Annotated in this window: 19 protein-coding genes; 12 read left to right on the forward strand and 7 right to left on the reverse strand. The window is 65.2% G+C overall.

The features are described from left to right. The first annotated feature begins 90 nt into the window (after window positions 1-90). Entirely contained in the window at window positions 91-327 is a 237-nt protein-coding gene (locus EAH68_RS07940; RefSeq protein WP_126120803.1) for a hypothetical protein, read from the forward strand. Between the two features lie 161 nt (window positions 328-488). Here EAH68_RS07940 and EAH68_RS07945 read toward each other — a convergent pair whose 3' ends face one another. The 3 genes from EAH68_RS07945 to catA all read right to left on the reverse strand — a co-directional run bounded on the left by EAH68_RS07945 (window position 489) and on the right by catA (window position 2,836). Further along, entirely contained in the window at window positions 489-743 is a 255-nt protein-coding gene (locus EAH68_RS07945; RefSeq protein WP_126120804.1) for a muconolactone Delta-isomerase family protein, read from the reverse strand. After that, window positions 743-1,864, reverse strand: a complete 1,122-nt coding sequence (locus EAH68_RS07950) for a muconate/chloromuconate family cycloisomerase (protein WP_126120805.1) — start codon at window positions 1,862-1,864, stop codon at window positions 743-745. Before EAH68_RS07950 ends, EAH68_RS07945 begins: the two co-directional genes overlap by 1 nt. 99 nt (window positions 1,865-1,963) lie before the next feature. Then, window positions 1,964-2,836, reverse strand: a complete 873-nt coding sequence (catA, locus tag EAH68_RS07955) for a catechol 1,2-dioxygenase (RefSeq protein ID WP_126120806.1) — start codon at window positions 2,834-2,836, stop codon at window positions 1,964-1,966. A gap of 662 nt (window positions 2,837-3,498) precedes the next feature. Here catA and benA point away from each other — a divergent pair. From benA to EAH68_RS07980, 5 genes are read left to right on the forward strand one after another with little or no spacing between them, the layout of a single operon-like run. Further along, complete coding sequence (benA, locus tag EAH68_RS07960; RefSeq protein ID WP_126120807.1) at window positions 3,499-4,995, forward strand: benzoate 1,2-dioxygenase large subunit; 1,497 nt, start codon at window positions 3,499-3,501, stop codon at window positions 4,993-4,995. A 53-nt stretch (window positions 4,996-5,048) separates the two neighbouring features. After that, on the forward strand, window positions 5,049-5,555 hold the full coding sequence (gene benB, locus EAH68_RS07965; protein WP_241228358.1) for a benzoate 1,2-dioxygenase small subunit: 507 nt from the start codon (window positions 5,049-5,051) through the stop codon (window positions 5,553-5,555). 12 nt (window positions 5,556-5,567) lie between these two features. Beyond that, window positions 5,568-7,130 carry a benzoate 1,2-dioxygenase electron transfer component BenC gene (benC, locus tag EAH68_RS07970; RefSeq protein WP_126120808.1) on the forward strand — a complete coding sequence of 521 codons (1,563 nt, stop codon included), beginning with the start codon at window positions 5,568-5,570 and terminating at the stop codon, window positions 7,128-7,130. Continuing rightward, complete coding sequence (locus EAH68_RS07975) at window positions 7,127-7,975, forward strand: 1,6-dihydroxycyclohexa-2,4-diene-1-carboxylate dehydrogenase (RefSeq protein ID WP_126120809.1); 849 nt, start codon at window positions 7,127-7,129, stop codon at window positions 7,973-7,975. Before benC ends, EAH68_RS07975 begins: the two co-directional genes overlap by 4 nt. 30 nt (window positions 7,976-8,005) lie before the next feature. Beyond that, window positions 8,006-10,663 (forward strand): helix-turn-helix transcriptional regulator, encoded by a 2,658-nt coding sequence (locus tag EAH68_RS07980; RefSeq protein ID WP_126120810.1) that lies wholly within the window; start codon window positions 8,006-8,008, stop codon window positions 10,661-10,663. A gap of 1 nt (window position 10,664) precedes the next feature. On the opposite strand, the gene EAH68_RS07985 is transcribed toward EAH68_RS07980, so the two are convergent. The 3 genes from EAH68_RS07985 to EAH68_RS07995 form a co-directional block, all read right to left on the reverse strand. Then, complete coding sequence (locus EAH68_RS07985) at window positions 10,665-11,567, reverse strand: dioxygenase (RefSeq protein ID WP_126120811.1); 903 nt, start codon at window positions 11,565-11,567, stop codon at window positions 10,665-10,667. Window positions 11,568-11,582: 15 nt separating this feature from the next. Continuing rightward, window positions 11,583-12,680, reverse strand: a complete 1,098-nt coding sequence (locus tag EAH68_RS07990) for a maleylacetate reductase (RefSeq protein ID WP_126120812.1) — start codon at window positions 12,678-12,680, stop codon at window positions 11,583-11,585. Window positions 12,681-12,818: 138 nt separating this feature from the next. Then, window positions 12,819-14,294, reverse strand: coding sequence for a sensor histidine kinase (locus EAH68_RS07995; protein WP_126120813.1), 1,476 nt, complete (start codon window positions 14,292-14,294; stop codon window positions 12,819-12,821). A 190-nt stretch (window positions 14,295-14,484) separates the two neighbouring features. Here EAH68_RS07995 and EAH68_RS08000 point away from each other — a divergent pair, with 190 nt between their 5' ends. Genes EAH68_RS08000 through EAH68_RS08025 form a run of 6 tightly spaced genes read left to right on the forward strand, consistent with a single transcriptional unit; the run spans window position 14,485 to window position 19,610 of the window. Further along, a complete protein-coding gene (locus EAH68_RS08000) occupies window positions 14,485-15,657 on the forward strand; it encodes an acyl-CoA dehydrogenase family protein (RefSeq protein ID WP_126120814.1) in 1,173 nt (390 codons plus the stop codon). 33 nt (window positions 15,658-15,690) lie between these two features. Further along, the gene (locus EAH68_RS08005) at window positions 15,691-16,053 is read left to right on the forward strand and encodes a hypothetical protein (RefSeq protein WP_126120815.1); all 363 of its coding nucleotides are present in this window, start codon (window positions 15,691-15,693) and stop codon (window positions 16,051-16,053) included. A 30-nt stretch (window positions 16,054-16,083) separates the two neighbouring features. Further along, window positions 16,084-17,361, forward strand: coding sequence for an aromatic ring-hydroxylating oxygenase subunit alpha (locus EAH68_RS08010; protein ID WP_126120816.1), 1,278 nt, complete (start codon window positions 16,084-16,086; stop codon window positions 17,359-17,361). Then, window positions 17,354-17,854 (forward strand): aromatic-ring-hydroxylating dioxygenase subunit beta, encoded by a 501-nt coding sequence (locus EAH68_RS08015; protein WP_126120817.1) that lies wholly within the window; start codon window positions 17,354-17,356, stop codon window positions 17,852-17,854. The genes EAH68_RS08010 and EAH68_RS08015 overlap by 8 nt, the downstream gene beginning before the upstream one ends. 14 nt (window positions 17,855-17,868) lie before the next feature. Next, entirely contained in the window at window positions 17,869-18,618 is a 750-nt protein-coding gene (locus EAH68_RS08020; RefSeq protein ID WP_126120818.1) for an SDR family NAD(P)-dependent oxidoreductase, read from the forward strand. 44 nt (window positions 18,619-18,662) lie between these two features. Next, window positions 18,663-19,610 (forward strand): PDR/VanB family oxidoreductase, encoded by a 948-nt coding sequence (locus tag EAH68_RS08025; protein ID WP_164546438.1) that lies wholly within the window; start codon window positions 18,663-18,665, stop codon window positions 19,608-19,610. 247 nt (window positions 19,611-19,857) lie between these two features. On the opposite strand, the gene EAH68_RS08030 is transcribed toward EAH68_RS08025, so the two are convergent. Then, window positions 19,858-20,514 (reverse strand): response regulator transcription factor, encoded by a 657-nt coding sequence (locus tag EAH68_RS08030; RefSeq protein ID WP_241228359.1) that lies wholly within the window; start codon window positions 20,512-20,514, stop codon window positions 19,858-19,860. Window positions 20,515-20,523 lie beyond the last annotated feature (9 nt).

Raw genomic sequence — 20,523 nt, forward strand, 5'->3', positions numbered from 1 at the left:
CTCACTGTCAAAAAAGACCCGAGACAGCACAAATCCCCCGGCTTTAACCGCGGGGAGGAAGTCAACCGTTGTCTATCTCTGGAGGCACAGATGCTCCGTAAGTCCCTTATCGCACTCGGCACCACCGCGCTGATCATGTCCGGCGCCACCGCGACCGCCAACGCCCAGTCCGCAGCTCCGTACCCGAGCTCCGAGGTCGCCGTCGCCCCGTCCTGGATCCAGACCGTCCAGAGCATCGTCCCGAACGCCCCGGCCGACCAGATCCAGGCCGGCACCCAGATCGGCATCGCCTGGGCCGTCTGGCGCCTGGGTTCCGCCATCATCTAAGCGAGCGGTAGTCGTCTCAGAACACAACCTCGTGTCCGGCACCGGTATGCCGGGTGGGGAGTTTTTTGTGCCCCAGAACCCGGACAGACACCCTCCACCGCCGCCGCGGGTCAAAAGAAGCCGCATCCGTGCACAACGGATGCGGCTTCTTTCTGTCCTCCTCAGCCCGGGTACGGGCTCAGGGGCTCCACCGTGACCTCCAGCCAGGGATGCAGCGGCAGTGCCGCGATCTGCTGGTGGAGGGCCTCGTGGTCGGGGGCGTCGACAAGCACGACGAGAGTGTCACTGCCTGTCACGCGCCACACCTGCGGCCAGTCCGCGAGCTGTCCGCGGCTCCGGTCACGCAGGTCGGCGCGGACCTCGGGGTCCATGTCCCCCGGCAGGTTCGCGCACAGGCGCACGAGAAAGGTGGACACTACTGGCGGGTGAAGCGGTTGATCTTGTCCCAGTCGGGCTCCAGGCCCAGGCCCGGGCCCTCCGGCAGCTTGGCGACGCCGTTCTCGTAGACGATGTCGGTGGTGGTGTAGGACTCCTTGAGCAGCATCGGGCCGAAGAGCTCGGAGCCGTAGTTGATCGCCGGGGTGGAGCAGGCGAAGTGCAGGGAGGCGGCGGTGCCGAAGGGGCCTTCCAGGGAGGTGGCGCCGTGGCAGGCCAGTCCGCCGGCCTCCGCGATGGCGGCGACCTTCTTGGACTCGAGCAGGCCACCGAGCTTGGTGGTCTTCAGGGCGATGACATCAGCGGCCTCCTCACGGACGACGGCCAGGGCATCCGCCGGGGAGCAGACCGACTCATCGGCCATGACCGGCACACCGATGCGGCGGGTGATCTCCCGCAGGGTGGCCAGGTCGTGGGCCGGGGTGGGCTGCTCGAAGAGGTCGAAACCGGCATCGGCGAGCACCGGCAGGTACTTCAGGGCGGTCATGCGGTCCCAGCGGGCATTGACGTCGATACGCAGGCTGACCTTGCCGTCGAGCTCGCGGGCGAGCTCCGCGATGCGGTGGGTGTCCACCGCCGGGTCGCCGGAACCCATCTTCAGCTTGAAGGACTTGTGGCCGTGGGAGGCGATGCGCTCCTCAATTTCGTTGACCGCCTCGTCGAGCGGCAGCACACCCAGGGCCCAGGTCAGGTCGATCTCGTCGCGCACGCGGCCACCGAGGAGGTCACGGACCGGGATGTCCAGGGCACGTGCCCAGGCGTCGTGCATGGCCACATCACAGGCGGCCTTGGCGAAGCGCATGTTGGCCACAGACTTCTCGAAGTCATTCATGATGCCGGCCAGCTCATTGACGTTGCGGCCGATCATGATCGGGGCCAGGTTGCCGTCGATGATGACCTTCATGGTCTCGGCGTTCTCACCGCCCCACCACGCGCCACCAGGGACGACGCCCTCGCCGTAGCCGGTCACGCCGCCCTCGAGGGTGACTGAGACCAGCAGGATGGGCTGGGCCGTCGCGGTGTAGGTGGCGAAGCCGTGCGGGCGGAAGAGGGGGACGTCGAGAAGCCGGGTCTCAACCTTGGCGATCTTCAGATCAGACATTCACAATCCTTTGGGTGGTAGATGAAGAAACGGGAAACGCCCCATTCCCCCTGCAAGCATAGGGAAATGGGACGTGACCTCAACTATCGGGACGAAGAACTAGTCTTCCTTGTCCAGGGCGAAGCCGTACTCGACAACGTTGTAACCGGTCTCCGGATCGTTCTTCGGATCCAGCAGCAGCTCCGGCTTCACGGCGGTGGCGACATCGTTCTCGGTCCACTCGCCACCCTGGAAGTACAGCTGGGTGGTGATCTCGCGGTAGCCCGGGCTCTTCACCTTCAGGTGCAGGTGGGCCGGACGCCACGGGTGGCCACCGTAGGAGTCGATGAACCAGCCGGTCGGGCCGTCAGCCGGGATCTGGTACGGAGCCGGCTGCAGGGTCTTGATCTCGTACTCACCGTTGTCATTGGTGACGATGGTGCCGCGCAGGTTCCATTCCGGGATGCCCGGTGCAAACTGGGAGTAGAAGCCCTCCTCATCGGCGTGCCACAGCTCGATGGTGGCACCGGCGAGGCCCTTGCCGTCCACGTCGGTGACCTGGCCCTTGAAGATCAGCGGCTGTGCGGCCTTGTCCTGATCGCGCATCGGCATCTCGCACTTCCAGGACAGCTCCGGTGCGTTCTCGACGTAGTAGGGGCCCTCGATGGAGCCCTTGGTGCCGGTGTAGTGGTGGCGGTCGTAGTTGATCTTCTCGATCTCGTGCTCGACGAAGACGTCCAGCCACAGCGGCCACTCGCCGTACTCGCCGACCTGGATCATCCAGTTCTTCAGGACGCGGTACTCGTCGTAGGTGACCTGGTGCTTGTGGGCGACCTCGGCGATGGCGGCCAGCAGATCGGTGTAGATCGCGCCGGCGCGCTCCTTGGAGGTGTCCGACTTGATGGACTCGCCCTTGAACTTTTCAGTGGCGGTGTTGCCCGAGGTGTGAGCGGTGGGGTCGCCCTGGGCGGTGGAGAGGTTCTCGAAGGACATGGGACTCCTTGTGTGATGGTTCAGATGAAGAGGCTCCCAGGAGGCACTTGATGATCCGTTGCTCCGGTGATTGTGCTCGCTGGACTGTAAACACTGTGTCCCACCTCACCAGGTTGATGCAAGTGCTTTCCACTACAGGTTTCCCCGACACCTCCCGGCCCCCTCCCCCAGGTTCCGGCAATTCCCGAGGTAGCGGGCACTTTCCGAACACCCATGACCACATTACGCCCCTACCACCCTTGCGATAACCTGGGGATGGCCCCAATGGCAACCGGGACCTTCGGGGGTGGAGTCGGGCACGATCTCCACCCCTGAACAGTCCCCAGCCACCCCCGGATACCCCCGCACCCCCTTCGGGCCGGACCCCTCCCGACGGAAAATGCAGGTCGAAGGCCGGAGGAGCCCCCGAAAAGGGTCAATATCCGCCATAATCACCCCCTACCACCACCCCCGGAGCCGGAAATTTTCTACCACCTCGACGCTCGCCACGGAACATACAAACGAGCAGGCCACGGTCGCTAAGCGAACATAATTATTCGAAAATGAACACGATCCCCCTAATTCCTCCCAGGACTTCCCCTGGTGTGTCTCAGCGCACAGATGATCCATGATGGGCGTCATAGCACAACAAGTTTCTGTTTCCTCCCAGATCGGAGATAGCCATGACCACCGCGCTCACCGCGACCACCGCAACCCGCGAGATCCTCTCCCGCGCACTGGAGAACCGCCCCGAAGAGGGCATCGTCCGCGTCAACCGCGAGGTCTTCACCGACCAGGAGATCTTCGACCTTGAGATGAAGTACATCTTCGAGGGCAACTGGATCTTCCTCGCCCACGAATCCCAGATCCCGAACGTCGGCGACTACTTCACCACCAACATCGGCCGCCAGCCCGTCGTGATCACCCGCAGCAAGGACGGCGAGCTCAACTGCCTGATCAACGCCTGCTCCCACCGTGGCGCCATGCTCTGCCGCAAGAAGGTCGACAACCGCACCACCCTGACCTGTCCCTTCCACGGCTGGACCTTCTCCAACGACGGTTCCCTGCTCAAGGTCAAGGATGAGAAGGACGGCGGCTACCCGGAGAACTTCAACACCGACGGCTCCCACGACCTGCGCCGTGTCCCGAAGTTCGAGTCCTACCGCGGCTTCCTCTTCGCCTCCCTCAACGCCGACGTTGTCTCCCTCGATGAGCACCTGGGTGATGCCCGCGTGATCATCGACATGCTCGTCGACCAGTCCCCGGACGGCCTCGAGGTCCTCAAGGGCACCTCCACCTACACCTTCGACGGCAACTGGAAGCTGCAGGCCGAGAACGGTGCCGACGGCTACCACGTCTCCTCCACCCACTGGAACTACGCGGCCACCACCTCCCGCCGCACCACCGGCGAGTCCGCCAACGAGACCAAGGCCATGGACGCCGGCAAGTGGGGGGAGCAGGGCGGCGGATACTTCTCCTTCCCGAACGGACACCTGGTCCTGTGGACCGACTGGGCCAACCCGGAGGACCGTCCGATGTACGACCGCCTCGACCAGCTCAAGGAGCTGCACGGTGAGGAGCGCGGCAACTTCATGGTCGGTGCCTCCCGCAACCTGTGCCTCTACCCGAACCTCTACCTGATGGACCAGTTCTCCACCCAGATCCGCCGTCTTGAGCCGGTCGCAGTGGACAAGACCGAGGTCTCCATCTGGTGCATCGCTCCCAAGGGTGAGTCCGCGGAGTCCCGCGCGACCCGTATCCGCCAGTACGAGGACTTCTTCAACGCCACCGGCATGGCCACCCCGGATGACCTGGAGGAGTTCCGCTCCTGCCAGAAGACCTACCAGGCCACCGCCTTCCCGTGGAACGACATGACCCGTGGCCTGCACCAGCAGGTCGAGGGCCTCAACGACAAGGCCCGTTCCCTAGGTCTGTCCTCCGTCCTGTCCTCCGGTGCCCGCACCGAGGATGAGGGCCTGTACCCGATCCAGCACGCCTACTGGGAAAAGGTCATGTTCGAGGCTGTCGAGGCCGAGGATGCCGAGGGCGAGTCCAAGCAGGTCATCGACGACCGCTTCGCGCAGGAGGCCACCGCCGAGTTCGCCAAGGCCCGCGCCGCCGCCCGCCTGGCAGCCAAGGGCGATGCCCCGGCCCGCCGCCGTCGCCGCACCCGCGGCTAGTCCCGCCCGCCACAGCCCTTCCCCACTTCTTTCCCAGCACAAAGGAGAAAACCATGACCACGTCGATTGCCGAGATCACCCGTACCGAGATCGAGGACTTCATCTACTACGAGAACCGTCTTCTCGACGACCGCAAGTTCGAGGAGTGGCTCGAGCTCTACCGCGAGGACGCCGAGTACTGGATGCCGGCCTGGGATGTCGACGACACCCTCACCCAGGACCCGCACCAGGAGATCTCCCTGATCTACTACCCGAACCGTGGTGGCCTGGAGGACCGTGTCTTCCGTATCCGCACCGAGCGTTCCTCCGCGACCTCCATCCCGGAGCCGCGCACCGGCCATTACGCCACCAACGTCGAAATCCTCGAGCGTCGCGACGGTGAGGTCGATGTCCGCTACAACTGGATCTCCTACTACTTCCGCTACAACACCACCGACCACTACTTCGGTACCACGTGGCTGACCCTGGATGTCTCCGGAGAGTCCCCGCTGATCACCAAGAAGAAGATCGTCCTGAAGAACGACTACATCCACCACGTCGTCGACATCTACCAGGTCTAGGAGCACCATCACATGACCCACCAGATTGCCCTTGCCTTCGAGGACGGCGTCACCCGTTTCATCGAATGTGAAGAGGATCAGACCATCGCTGATGCGGCCTACCAGGCCCGCATCAACATCCCCTTCGACTGCCGTGACGGCGCCTGCGGCACCTGCAAGTCCTTCTGCGAGTCCGGCGACTACGACGAGGGCGACTACATCGAGGATGCGCTCTCCGATGACGAGGCCGCCGACGGCTACATCCTGACCTGCCAGGCCAAGCCGCACACCGACATGGTCGTCCAGATCGCCACGACCTCCGTGCTGGCCAAGACCGGCGCCTCCACCCTCATCGGCACCATCACCGAGCTGGAGCGCCTGTCGGAGTCGACCGTGAAGTTCGCCGTGCAGATCGAGGACCGCGAGACCCTCAACTACCTGCCCGGCCAGTACATGAACATCGCGCCGCCGAACTCGGACTTCCACCGGTCCTACTCCTTCTCCTCCGGCCCGAGCGATGACATCGTCACCTTCCTGGTCAAACTGACCCGTGGTGGACTGATGTCGGAGTACCTCACCGACACCGCGAAGGTCGGCGACCGCCTCAACCTCACCGGCCCGATGGGCTCGTTCTTCCTGCGCGAGCCGCTCAACCCGATCCTGCTGCTGGCCGGCGGCACCGGCCTGGCCCCGGTCCTGTCGATCCTGGAGAAGCTGAGCGAGGACGAGCTTCTCGACGTCCCCGTCCGCCTCATCTACGGCGCCACCTTCGACCACGACCTGGTGGAACTGGAGAAGATCGAGACCTTCAAGGACCGTCTCCCCGACTTCGACTGGTTCTCTGTCGTCTCCGACCCGGAGACCAGGAACGAGCGCAAGGGCTACGTCACCGACCACATGGACGTGGACGAGCACCTGCATGGTGGCGAGGCTGATGTCTACCTCTGCGGCCCGCCGCCGATGGTCGAGGCCGTGCGTGTCTTCCTCAACGACCAGGAGAACCCGCCGCTGAACTTCTACTACGAGAAGTTCTCCTCCGCTGCCGGCCCCACCGGCGACTCCTCCGTCACCGCGGAGACCACCTCCACGGACACCTCCGCCGAGGTCACCATCTCCGCACCGGGTGTGGAGACCGGCCAGGTCCACCGCCTGGACGACACCACCCGCGGCATCTTCGAGGCCCGCATGGCCCTCGAGGTCGGTGTGGCCACCCTCGTGACCAACATCCTCGACGAAGAGGACTTCGTCGCATTCCGCGAACTCGCGGAGAAGGCGAACTCCTTCATCGAGGGCGAGAAGGTCACCGACCTGGCCGGCTACATCACGGCCAACGATGCCTACCACGAGTTCCTCTTCGAGCGTGCCGGCAACGACGCGATGCTGCAGGCCTACCGCAACCTGGAGGTCCCGAAGGTGATGGACCGCGAGCTGGAGAACGAGGGCTTCATGCACGCCGACATCGCCCAGGAGCACCACGACATCATCGACGCTCTCGAGGCCAAGGACCTCAGCCGTGTCCGTGAGCTGCTGGAGCTGCACAACACCCACGCCATCGAGACCATGACCCAGGTCGGGTCGTCCAAGGTGGACGCATGAGCAGTGACGCAAAAGGCTCCATGCCCACCGGCGAAGGGGTCTCCGGTATTCCGGAGTTCTTCACCCCTCAGCGTTTCGCCGGCCAGAACGTCCTGATCACCGGTGCCGCACAGGGCATCGGCCAGGCAGTCGCCCACCGCATCGCCCACGAGAACGGTTCGCTGTTCCTCGTGGACCGCGCTGAACTCGTCCACGAGGTCGCCGCAGAACTCGCGGAGGTCACCCCCGGGACCGTCGGGTCGGCCACCGCCGACCTGGAGACCTGGGAGGGCGCTGAGGGCATGGTGGCCGCGGCCGTCGAGAAGCTCGGACACATCGACGTCGTGATCAACAACGTCGGCGGCACGATCTGGGCGAAACCCTTCGAGCACTACACCCCGGAGGAGATCGAGAAGGAGATCCACCGCTCGCTGTTCACCACCCTGTGGTCGGTGCGCGCCGAGCTGCCGGCCCTCATCGACAACGGCGGCGGCACCATCGTCAACGTTTCCTCGGTGGCCACCCGCGGCGTCAACCGCGTGCCCTACGCAGCGGCAAAGGGTGGGGTCAATGCACTGGTCAGCGCTCTGGCGCTCGAAGCAGCGGAGAAGAACATCCGTGTTGTCGCCACCGCACCGGGCGGCACCCTCGCACCGGCCCGCAAGGTCCAGCGCGGACCCGGTCCGGAAGATGGGCAGGCAAAGGAGTGGTACCAGCAGATCGTCGACCAGACGATCGACTCCTCCCTGTTCAAGCGCTACGGTACCCTCGCCGAGCAGGCCGCACCGATCGTGTTCCTGGCCTCCCGCGAGGCCAGCTACATCACCGGCTCGGTTCTGCCGGTGGCAGGTGGAGACCAGGGCTGATGACAAAGGGCAGGTGTTAGCGTGGGGGTCGTGTACTCCTCCCATACCTTCGGTTCCCAGCAGGCCTCGGGCAAGATCCTGCGCACCATGATCGATGAGGTCATGGAGCTCGAGCCCGGCAACGGCCTGCTGTTCCTGGCCACCGGCCCGGTGGGGTCGGGCAAGTCCTCCCTCGTGAGGGAGCTCGCCCGTTCCCTGCCGGGCTGGTCCGGTATCCGGGTCTCGGCGCTGTCCTGGCACGCGGATGATGAGGGCTCGCTCCTCGAGCACATCCTCGACCGCGCCGGCCACGACGGCACCCTCACCGAGCTCGTCGACCGGGAGGGCGCGCGCACCGCCATCGTCATCGACGACGCCCACTGGGCGGACGTAACGTCACTGCGCAAGGTCATCGAGGCCTCCCGCCGTCTGCGGAAGGGACGCCTCGCGGTGATCATGACCGCCTCGGACAAGGACGACGCCTCTGATGACCTGCCCATGACTCGGCTGCGTGAACTGGCGGACCACTCGGTCACGCTCGCCCCGCTCGATGTGGAGGACGTGGCCGCGCTCGCCCTGTCCACCATCGGCGCCCACCTGTCCCCGCTCGCCGCGGCAGAACTGCGTGACCTCACAGGGGGCCGTCCCGGCCGTATCCAGGAGGTCCTGCAGGCCGCACCCGCGGACCACTGGCGCCTGTCCAATCCCCAGATCCCCATCCCCAAGCCCTGGCGCGCCGCGCTGGAACGCCGCACCCGCGGGCTCGACGTGAACGCCGTGCTCGTCGCCGTGGCCATCCTGCCGGGCACCGGTACGGGCAGCCCGGGGCTGATCCGTTTCCTCGCCGACGACCTGGACGGCTCGCTTGTCGACGCCGCCGTCGACGCCGACCTCCTTGAACTGCTGCCGAACTCCGGCGACCCGGTGCTGCGTTTCACCCACCCCACCGACCGCGCCGTCATCCGCGCCACCACCGGCCCGACCCAGGTCACACGCCTGCACCGCCGTGCAGCCCAGTACCACCGGGCGTCCAACAACATCGACGCCGCCCTCATTCACGAGGCCCTCGGTGTCGAGGGTACCGATGATGACACCGCCCGCCGACTTGCGGAGCGCGGCGAGCAGCTCGGTGCCGCCGGCCGGTGGCTGGACGCCGCCGACGCCTTCGCACTGGCCGCCCGGGTGGCCTCCCACCCGGATGTCTCCCACGACCAGCACCTCAACTCCATCGAGGCGCTCATCGCCGCCTCCGACATCCCCCGCGCCAGACTCCACGCCGGGTCGATGTCCCGGGCAGTCCGGGACGCGAAGGTTGACTCGATGCGCAGTTACCTGGCTCTCCATGAGGGGCGCCGCTCCGAGGCCGTCAGCCTCATCAACCGCGCCTGGGACACCCTCGAGGAAACCCGCTCCACCGACGCTGCCATGCGCACCCGTGTCGCCTCCCGGCAGGTGCTGGTGCATCTGGCGAACTGGGAACTGGAGAAGGTCGTCGAATGGGCACAGATCACCGACGACTGGGCACCGGAGACCTCCCCCACCCGCATCGAGGCGCAGTACATCTCGATGATCGGCCGCAGCGCACTGACCCGTTCCATCCCTCCAGATGTCCCGCTCCCCGGTGAGACCCCCACCCTGGCCCAGCGCCGCAACATGGCTGCCGGCTGGATCCACCTCGTCCATGACGATCCCGTCGCGGCCCGCCGCTATCTGCAGTACAACCCCGGTGACGAAGGCTCCGAGCGTATTTCCCTGTGGATGGACAGCTGGCTGGCCCGTGCCCTGTTCATCCTCGGCGAGTACGCCGCGGCCGAGCGGACTGTGGAGCGCGGGCTGGCCCGTGCGGAACGTTTCGGTATCCGCTTTCTCGAGCCGCTGCTGTTGTGGACGGGCTCGCAGATCGCCAGTTACAGGGGAGACCGCGAACTGTCCCGCGCCTACATCAACCGGCTCACCCTGAGCCACGACGCCTTCGTCATCCAGCGCATACCCTCGGCCATGTCCCGAATGCTCATCAGTGGCATCGAAGGGGACGTCTCGGGTGTGAACCGGGCAGGTGAGGCGCTCATGGCCATCAGCCGGGAGACCGACACCGGACAGCCCGGTTTCTGGCCCTGGGAGGATGTGTGGGGCCAGCATCTCGTACTCACCGGACGTATCGACGAAGCCGACGAACTCACCAGCGCCGCAGAGGAACGCGCCGCCCAGTCAGGTATCAGCTCACTGCATGCCAAACTCGCAGTACCCCGTGCCGGTATCCTCATGCACCGCGGCGACATCGAGGGCGGCATCCGCCGGTTCGAGGAGGCCATCGAACTCATCGACTCCCTCGCCATGCCCTCCTACCAGTCCCGGATCCTCTACGAGTACGGCCGCGTACTGCGCCGCCTCGGGCGCCGCCGCAAGGCCGATGAGGTCTTCGCCCGCGCCGGTGAGGTTTTTGCAGCGATGGGCGCCACCGAATTCGTCAACCGCTGCAACCGCGAACGCCGCGCCGGCGGACTGGGCACCCGCACCACCGGTGCCGGTGGGCTGACCCCGCAGGAGGAGGAGATCGCGAAGCTCGTCGCCGAAGGAGCAACCAACCGAGAGGTCGCCCGCGAGCTCTTCCTCTCCTCCAAGACTGTTGAGTACCACCTCACCCGCGTCTACCGGAAGCTCGGTGTGCGCACCCGTAACGAGCTGCCGCGGGTACTGGACGAGCTGTAGGTCAGGCCCCCTCCGGAGCCAGCACAATATCGAAGCGGCACCTGGCCCACTCGATGCCTGTCAGGTCACGGCCATCAGGCGTCGGGGTGCCGGCTGGCTGCTGTTCGAAAGCCTTGACCAGGGAATTCTTGACACCGAAGACGGAGTCCCCGATCTCCAGCTGTGGGTCTCCCTCCACGAAGATGTGGGTCACCAGGGTCCGGAGCCCCTCAGCATGCACCATGAAGTGAAGATGCGCTGCCCTGACCGGGGAACGTCCCACAGCGTCGAGCATCTTCCCGACAGGTCCGTCATGCGGGATCGGGTACGGCACAGGCGTCAGACCCCAGAAGCTGTACTCACCGTTCTCATCCGTGAACAGATGCGCCCGCCCCGACATCCGGCCGTCGTCATACTGGACGTCATATAGTCCGTCGTCATCGCACTCCCAGACCTCGATCCGGGCGTTCGGCACCGGCGTACCCTCGGTGTCGGTGACGGTGCCCTCGATCCAGGCGGGCTGGCCCACCGCACCGAAGGCGATGTCCCCACCCGCCTCGATGCGCGGGGCATCCTCCAGGAAGAACGGTCCGAAGACCGTGGCTTCGGTGGCATCCTCATAAGCCTGGTTGTTCACAGCGATGGTCTGCATCGACGCGCCCAGGGTGTCAGAGAGGAGGATGAACTCCTGTCTTTTGTCGTCGGTGATGTGCCCGACCGCAGTGAGGAACTCAATCGCCTTCTCCCACTCTTCCTCGGTCAGGCGCACATCCCGGATGAAATCATGCAGATGGGTCGTCAACGACCGCATGATCTGCTTCAGCCGCGGATCATCGGTGTCGTCGAAGGAGGCGAGCACCCGGTCGGTCAGCTCCTGTTCGATGGCTGCCTGCCGGTCGCGGGTCAGGGTGGACTTCTCGGTCATGGGGATTCTCCTCTGTCAGTTTTCAGGGCTGATGGATTCGGGGGCGTCACCGAGGGTGGCCGCCACCAGCAGGTCGCTGAGACTGCCCACCGTCACCGGCCGGGGATTCGAGGCCGGGATGATCTCGAGGGCGATGCGGGCGGCCTCCACCACGTCTCCGACGTCGAAGCCGTAGTCGGAGAGTCGCAGTGGGGCACCCACCTCCGCACGCAGCCTGTTGAGTCCCGCCAGTGCGGTGTCCGCGCCGAAGGCCTCCGCCATCCGGCGCTCCGCCTCCGGGGCGTGGGCACCGTTGAAGGCCAGGACATAGGGCAGGACCACCGCGTGGGTCTGAGCGTGGGGCAGGTCGAAGGTGCCGCCGAGGGTGTGGCAGATCTTGTGGTGGATACCCGAACCTGCCGAGGCGAAGGACACCGCAGCCAGGTAGGCCCCGTAGAGCGCCAGATCACGGCCCCGCCTTCCGGTCGGCTCCTGGACGATCAACGGCAGTCCCCCGGACAGCGCCCGGATCCCCTCCAGTGCCAGCGCAGCGTTGATGGGGTCCGCCTTCGGCGCCCACATCGAGTCCACGCAGTGTGCGATACCGTTGAGCCCGGACGCCACGGACAGGTCCACCGGCAGGGAGAGAGTGAGATCCGAGTCGTAGATGACGGTCCGCGGAAGCACCGCGTCATCGATTCCGGTGGTCTTGCGGTCGTTGCTTGTCAGCCCCCACACATTAGTGGCCTCCGAACCGGCGTAGGTCGTCGGCACCGCCACGATGGGCAGCTTATCGGTGAGTGCGACGGCCTTGGCCAGGCCGACCGTGGAACCACCCCCCACGCACACCACGAGATCAATCTTCTCCTCCCTGGCGATGGTCCGTGCCCGCTCCGCGACATCGACCGGCACATGCATCACGACCTCGTCGTGCCACACCTGGACGTCGATCTGCCTGGTGACCTGACGGGCGAGCTCCGTCTCCCGGCCCCCGGCGATGACCATGACCCGGCGTGCTCCCTCTCCGGAAACCTCGGTGGCGAGGAAGTCGGCGGCCCGTCCGGCGCCGAAGAGGACCTTCTGCCCCAGGGTGATGTGCTCGAAATTCAGCGGATCGGTGGGCCGGCCTGCCATGTCGGACTCCTTGAGTTGGGGTGGTTCTGGGTCAGGACCGGAGTGGCGGTTCAGCCGCGCCGACCCTCTCACACTGTGACCCGGTTCAGGCTGATGCCGCAATGGTGGAAACCCTTAGCCCGGGGAAGGGGCGCCGATTCACTCCTCCAGGGGCAGGGTGATGCGCACCGTGGTGCCGCAGGGCTGGTTCGGTTCATAGGTGATGTGTCCACCGTGCCGCTGCACGATGTGCTCGGAGATGATCAGGCCGATTCCGGAGCCGTCCTTCTTGGAACTGAAGGCGCCCGCCGCCAGCAGGTCCGCCGGTGGTGACTCCTTCATGCCCCGTCCCTGGTCGCTGACGAGGATGGAGACCTTCCCCCCGTCCCGTTCCGTCCGCAGCCGCATCACCTTCTCCTGCGTGGTGGGCAGGATGATCTCGTCCAGCGCGTTCATGCAGATGTTGATGATCACCTGGCCGATGAGGACGCTCTCGCCCATGACCATGAGCGGTCCCGGGTGCAGTTCGGCGAGGATGACCACCCCCTTCTCCTCCGCCCGCAGCCGGGCGAAGTAGAGGCTCTCCCCCACCGCCTCGTTGAGGTCGAAGACCGAGGTCGTGCTCTCGATCCGACGTACGTAGCGCTTGACGGAGCTGACGATGTCCGACGCCCGCTGCAGTTGCTTGGTGGCCTGTTCGACCCCGTAGGCGATCCCCCGGTCATCGTCTGATCCGTTCTTCAGGCGTTTTTCCACCCCACCCAGGTAATTCGTCGCCGCCGCCAGAGGTTGGCCGAGGTCGTGGGCCAGGATCATCGCCATGTCCCCCATCGCGTTGTAGCGGCTCAGGTACTGGAGGTTGGCCTCCTGGTAGGCGTTGCGCTTCTCCCACTCGACCTTGCCCGAGATGTCCCGGACAGTCAGCACCCGCAGGAGGCCGCCTTCGTCGATGATGTTGTCCAGATTCCCAGCCAACCACCGCAGTTGTCCGTACTTGTTGGCGACCTTGAGGCGGATGTCCACCGACCCCTCCGGCTTCATGAGCTCCGCCTTGACGCGTTCCGCGTCCAGATCCACGTCAGTGGCGGCCAGTTCCCGGATGTCCTTGTTCAGGATGTCGGACACGGAATAGCCGAAGAGGTTCGCGGCCAGGGGAGAAGCATCCTCCACCCGGTTCTCCTGGTTCAGCAGCAGGATGCCCGAGGAGGTGTGGGTCATCAACCGGTCAAGGGTACCCTCCACCCATTTGGAGGGTTGCGGCATGCCGTCAGCGTCCCGGAGCATCCGGAACTCCACCAGGATGACCGGCCCTGTTTCCTCGAGCTCCACCAGGGTGGCGAAGATTTCCGTCAGGAAGTCATCACCGTTGCGGTCCTGGTACTTCCAGATCTTCCGGTTGGAGCCGGTCACGACCACCGTCTGCAGCCAGGCGATCCCCATTTCACGCCGGTAATTCGGGTCCTGGGAGCTCATATGGTGGGCCTTCAGCGCCCTCAGCTCCTCAACGCTGTACTTGAAGGCCTCGCACGCCTTCCGGTTGGCCCAGAGAATGCGCTTGGACTGCGCTTCATGCACCAACCAGCCGTGGGCCGAATTGTCGGCCAGGGCCCGGAAATTCTCTTCGGACAGGATCATGGCCGTCACTATAGGCATCCTTCTGCTCCCCCGAAATGGGCCTTGCTCAAAGTCATGCGTTCTACCTGCACTTTCTCCCCTGGAGATAAAGAATTCCTTAGCCGTGACGCAGGTTTCTCCAATATGCACGGTGTGAACAGCGACATAGTCTCAGATTTGTCAGAGACTCCAACCACATCCGGGAGGGAAATTGTTACTCGACAGAGTCGACCTCACGATCACGGCCGAACCGCGGGGCGAAGCCCGCGACGCCGCCTTCGAGCACGCACTTGAGGTGCTGCGTGAGCGTCGCGACGAATTCCGCGATCAGGGCTACGTACCCAAGGACTTCGTCAATCTGCTCAAGAAGGCCGGAATCTACCGTGCCTCCACCCCGGAGACCTTCGGGGGTGAGCCGGAGGCCCCGACCGACTTCCTCGCACGCATCGAGGAGATCTCCACCATCGATCCGGCCACCGGCTGGGTCGCCAGTTTCGGCTCCGCCCTGGTCTACTTCTCCGCGCTCCCCCGGGAGACCCAGCAGAAGATCTACGCCAAAGGCATCGACCTCACCTTCGCCGGCGGTATGTTCCCCATGATCGAGGCAGAGAAGGTCGAGGGTGGATTCATCATCAACGGCGAGTGGCTCTTCGCCAGCGGTTGCGCCGGCGCGGACATCCTCGGTGTCGGTCTGCGCGGCGGTCCGGAGACTGAGGGACGTCCGCTGACCGCACTCATCCACCCCGAGGACGTCGAGATCGTCGAGAACTGGGACGTCGCCGGAATGCGCTCCACCGGCTCCAACAACGTGGTGGTCAAGGACCTCTTCATCCCCGACGAGTTCACCTTCATCCGGGGCGGGACCCCCAACATCGATGAGCCGCTGACCCGTTACCCGGCCCTCGCCTACGCCGCCCAGGTCCTCGCCGTCACCGCCCTCGGCGCCGGTCGGGGAGCTCTCGACTACGTCCGCGAGCAGGGTTCCTCGGCCGTCTCCGTGGTCGGCGGCGCAGCGAAAGGCAACCGCCCCGTGTACAAGCTCGGCTTCGCCCACGCGGAGGCGGAGCTTCGCTCGGCACGCGCCTTCTTCTACGAAACCACCGACTCCGTGTGGCAGAAGGCGCTGGTCGGCGAGGAGATCACCGCCCAGGACAAGGCCCTGCTCCGGCTCTCGGCCTCCCACGCCGCCCAGGCGGGCCGGAAGGCGGTCCTGGCCGCCTTCGACATCGCAGGCACCGGGGCGATCTACAACACGCACCCCCTGCAGCGCTACCTCCAGGACGGTCTCGTACCGGCCCAGCACGCGATGCTCCAGGAGAACACCTTCGAGGCCGGGGGTTCTGTCCTCCTCGGCTTCGAGGCGGGGATCCCGAGCTTCCCCTGATCCATCCACCTTCCGACAAGGAGACTTCCCCAGATGACTGAAACACCGCTGCGCACCCTCTTCTGCGTGGGCAACAACCAGAACTTCTTTGATCTGCCGAAGGACGACATCGGCCCGGTCTGGATCGCCACCCAGCAGTTCCTCACACAGCTTCGGGACCTGGAGGGGGTGTCGATCATCGGCACCTTCGACGACGACTCCCACATGGTCGGCCCCTCCGACGGCTGGCCCTGGACCTTCTACGTCCTCGCCGACGTCAAGGACCAGCCGACGGTCAAGGAGGCCTGCAACCTGCTCCGGACGATCATGGTCGGCGAGCACGCGTTGTGGCGGTACTTCAAGATCGAGGCCCGCATGGGCCGCGAGCTGACCATCCGCGACGACGTCGTCGTCTAGCCTCTTCCCCTCATTCTGAAAGGAACAACAATGTCATCCCCCACCACTCACCGCCCCAGGTTCGCCGACCTCGTCGAGGACGACCGCGTCGCCGGCCAGCTCTACACCGACCCGGAGATCTTCCGGGAGGAGATGGAGAAGATCTTCTACCGCACCTGGGTATGGGTCGCCCATGAAAGCGAGATCCCCGAGGCCGGTTCCTTCAAGACCACGTGGGTCGGAGACCAGCCGGTCATCGTCAACCGGGACCGCAAGGGCAACTTCAACACCCTCCTGAACCGCTGCCGCCACCGCGGCGCCACTGTCTGCGACCAGCGCACCGGCAAGGCCAACGGCTTCACCTGCCCGTACCACAACTGGTCCTACACCCACGACGGCCGGCTGCGCGGTGTCCCCTACCCGGACGGCTACGAGGGCATCCTCAAGAAGGAAGAGCTCGGCCTGCAGACGCTGCGCACCGAAAGCTACCTCGGCATGATCTTCGCCACCTTCAACGAGGACATCGAACCCCTGGAGGAGCACCTGGGCGACGCGAAGATCTGGATGGAACGCTTTCTCAAGCAGACCAACGGCTTCCCCGCGAAGGTCATCGGCACCCACAAGTTCCGCTTCAAGGGCAACTGGAAGATCCAGCTGGAGAACACCACCGACGGCTACCACTTCCCGATGGTCCACAAGTCCTGGATGGCCTCCGTGGACGAGGAGACCGCGGACATGATGTCCTTCATGGACGATCCGGCGGCGGAGACCCACGCCCTGGGCAACGGCCACAGCGTCGGCATCATGGCCGCCGCGCACATGGACCTCGACATCGACGACGGTACCGAGGAGATCCAGCCCCGTTTCCAGCACCTGGTCGATGAACTCGAAGCCGCCGGGGAGTCCCCCGAGAGGATCCGCCGCTACATGCGCTCGATGCACGGCTGTGGTTTCAACCTCAACATGTTCCCCAACATCGCCATGTCCTCCGCCTTCTTCCGTGTGCTCATCCCGATCTCCGTCAACGAGACCGAGATCTGGCACATGGCGATCGGCATGGACGGCGGCCCGGAGAACGTCAACCGTGAGCGCCTGCGCATCCACGAGCACTTCCAGGGGCCCTTCGGATTCGGCAGCCCCGATGACGCCGAGGGCTGGGACCGTGTCCAGATCGGCGCGGGCGGCAACCCGAAGATGCCGATCCTGATCAACCGCGGCCTCAACCGCGAGTACACGACCGAAGAGAACTGGCCGACCTCCCACGTCACCGACGAAACCGGTATGCGTGAGGCCTACTACATGTGGAAGAAGCTGATGAGCGATGACTAACCCGATTTTCCTTAACGACGAGCGCGTCCAGCGCGCCATCCAGCTGGTCTGGCACGAGGCCGCCCTCCTGGACCGGAAGGACTACCCCGCCTGGGAGGACCTCTTCGCCGACGACGGCCACTACATCGTCCCCGTGGACCCGGAGACCGAGGACTTCGAGTCCTCCCTCAACATGATCTACGACGACAAGCGGATGCGTCGCCTGCGGGTGGACCGCATGATGCAGGGCTACGCCCCCTCCGCGGTCGCGGCAGCCACCACCGTCCGGGTCATCAACCGATTCGAGGTGCTGGCCGTCTCCGACGAGGAGGTCACCCTCCGCTCCGCCCAGGTGCTCACCGCCTACAAGCGGCACAACACCGACACCCTCGGCGCCGACCTCACCCACCGGATCCAGCTGGGTGAAGGAGACAACCCGGACCTCATCGTCCAGAAGGTCGCCCGGATGATCAACAGCGAAGACGCGATCAACGCCGTCGGATTCCTCATCTAGGAGAAGAACCAGGGATGACCGAGAACACACAGAAGATCGCCCTCGTCACCGGAGCAGCCGGTGGACTGGGCAGCTACATCACCCGCCGCCTCCACGCCGACGGCCACAAGGTCGTCGTCACCGGACTGACGATGGACAAACTGGAGGACCTGGCCGGCAGCTTGTCCCCGGACGGCAGCACGGCCATGCCGCTGCAGCTGGACGTCTCCCACCGGAACAACTTCCTCAACGCACTCGACCGGGTGACGGACGTCTGGGGGACCCCCTCCATCGTGGTCAACAACGCCGCCGTCACCCGGGCCGCCAAGCTGCTGGAGCTGGAGACCGAGGACTTCGATGAGGTGCTCACCACCAACGTGAACAGCATCTTCTTCGGCTGTCAGGTCTTCGGCGCGGCCATGGCCGCGCAGGGCTACGGACGCATCGTCAACCAGGCCTCGCTGGCCGGTCAGAACGGCGGCACCGGCACCGGGGCGCACTACGCGGCCTCCAAGGGCGCGATCCTGACGACCACCAAGATCTTCGCCAAGGAGTTCGCGGGTTCGGGAGTGACCGTCAACGCCATCGCGCCGGGACCGCACGACGTGGACATCGTCGTCAACACCGTCGCCGACCGCCTGGACGAGATCGTCGAGGGCATCCCCGTCAAGACCCTGGGCAACCCGGAGTTCATCGCGAGCACCGTCTCGCTGCTCACCCAGCCTGAGGCAGGCTTCGTCACCGGAGCCTGCTGGGACATCAACGGCGGACTCTACCTCCGCTGACCCGCATCCCGCACCACCGACCACCCAGAACAGAGGGAAACACCATGGCCATGAAAGAAGTGATCGTCTCCGACATCGTGCATGAAACACCCACGATCGTGTCCATCTATCTGACGCTGCCGGACGGCACGCCGATCGGACACTACACCCCGGGTGCGCACATCGACGTCGAAGGCCCCACCGCCATCACCAGGCAGTACTCCCTCTGCGGACGGCCCGACGGTGACGACGCCTACATGCTCGCCGTGAAACGGGAGGAGGCCTCCCGCGGCGGGTCCGAGGCGTTGCACACCCTCCAGGTCGGTGACCGGCTGAAGATCTCCGAACCCCGGAACCTCATCAACATCGCCGCGGACGCCACCCACCACATCCTCATCGCCGGCGGCATCGGTATCACGCCGATGCACAGCATGGCCCGGTACATGGACGTCCGGGACATCAGCTTCGAACTCCACTACTTCGCCTCCAGTGAGGAGGAGGCCGCCTTCCTGCCGATCCTCCGGGAGAAGGTCCCGGGCAAGCTCCACGCACACCTGGGCATCTCCCGCGAGCAGCAGTCCGAGGTGCTCGACGAGCTGGTCCGGAATGCCCCGGAAGGCAGCCATGTCTACCTCTGCGGCCCGGAAGGGTTCATGGAGAAGGTCACCGACATCGTCTCCACCCGTTTCTCGGAGGAGGAGATCCACTTCGAGAACTTCCACGCCGCGGAGCTCGACGACTCGGACAACACCGCCTTCGTGGTGGAGTTGGAGGGGGAAGAGTACGACGTCCCCGCCGAGCGCAGCATCGTCGACGTCCTCAACGAGAACGGCGCCGGGATCGACACCTCGTGCGAGGAGGGGATCTGCGGCACCTGCATCATGACGGTCCTGGCCGGCACCCCGGACCACCGGGACAACGTGCTCACCAAGGGAGAGCGCGAGGCCAACGAGACGATGGCCGTCTGTGTCTCCCGGACCAGGGATCCCAAGCTCGTCCTCGACTACTACTGAGGAAGTCCCGTACCAGGAGATCAATGTCCCGGGTGCCCACCGGCTGAGGTGGGTGCCCGGGACATTTTTCTCCGTCCCCCGGAGCGACTCCAGCCGCGGGCGCGGCGGGTAGATTTCTGATGAACTTCTGGTCGGAAACCGGCCGATTCAGAGCAGAGTTCACCGGATATCGCCCCATCGAACCCCAGACAACACCAGTAGGGCCCCCGGACAGATGTCCGGGGGCCCTACTGGTGCCGGGGCAGGGTCAGATCTCGACCCCGTAGCGCAGGATGTCCCTGACGAAGGTGCCTACGCTGTCCGAGTCCGTCTTCGACTTGATCCGGGTCCGGTGGACATCCACCGTCTTCACGCTCATCCCCAGCCGGCGGCCGATGGTCTGGCTGGGCAGACCCTCGACCACCAGCTGGAGGACCTCCCGTTCCCGGGGAGTCAGCAGCGCGATCTTCTCGGCGATCTCACCGGCCAGGCTGTGGTCGATGAAACGCTGCTCGGCGGACTCGATGCCGAGCTGCACGGCGTCGAGAAGCTTCTGCGGGTCGTAGGGCTTCTCCAGGAAGTCCTGGGCGCCGGCCTTCATCGTGTCCACGGACATGCTGATGTCCCCATGCGCGGACACGAAGATCACCACCACATGCGGAGCCAGTTCATTGAGCTTCTCCTGCAGCCGGGTGCCGCTCATCGCCGGCATGCGGACGTCCAGCACGATGCAAGCGGGACGTGCCTCGTCGAAGACGTCGAGGAGCTCCTGCGCGCTGTGGCAGATCACCCCCTGGATGTCGGCGCTGTCGAGCAGCCAGGCCACCGACTCGCACAGTTCCGGGTCATCGTCCACGATGTAGACGACAGGTTCAATCCTCTCCACGCGCAGGACGTCCTTCCCGACACGTTGCTTTGTTATCACGACGATGCA

Origin of the sequence: Corynebacterium hylobatis (genome assembly GCF_003955685.1) — a bacterium.
In the GTDB taxonomy this organism is placed as follows: domain Bacteria; phylum Actinomycetota; class Actinomycetes; order Mycobacteriales; family Mycobacteriaceae; genus Corynebacterium; species Corynebacterium hylobatis.